This window comes from Leucobacter sp. M11 (genome assembly GCF_035726885.1).
In the GTDB taxonomy this organism is placed as follows: domain Bacteria; phylum Actinomycetota; class Actinomycetes; order Actinomycetales; family Microbacteriaceae; genus JAPFRB01.
The window spans coordinates 217,585-217,953 of the sequence record NZ_JAPFRB010000001.1; the positions used below are offsets into that span (position 1 = coordinate 217,585).

General features: G+C 71.5%; 1 pseudogene. It reads right to left on the bottom strand.

Annotation, left to right across the window (positions count from 1 at the left end):
• Window positions 1-369, bottom strand: a pseudogene (locus OOT08_RS01065) (glycosyltransferase); the annotation flags it as partial.

Below are 369 nucleotides of genomic sequence, written 5' to 3' on the forward strand. Positions count from 1 at the left end.
GTCGACCGGCTCCGGGGCCGAGCTCACGGTGATGAAGAGCGTCCGGGGCCATCCCTCGGTGCTCTGGATGAGTTCGTAGGCGAGTCGCTCGTCCGTGATCGCGGGCGGGGCCGCGACGGAGTCGACGCTACCGCGCACCTTGTAGTTGGCGGTGCGCTGGGCCAGCGCGGGGCCCGCGAAGCGGCTCGTGAGCGCCTCGGCGTCCTTCGCAAGGTCGCCGGTCGCGGCAACCTCGGAGACGTTCGCGAGAATCCGGTCGATCTGCTGGTTCGTCACCGGCACCGGGGCCGCGGAGGTCTCAGGCTCGTCGGTGGGCGCTTCGCTCTCGGTCGCGGCGGGGATCTGGGGCCAGTAGTCGCTGGAGCAGCC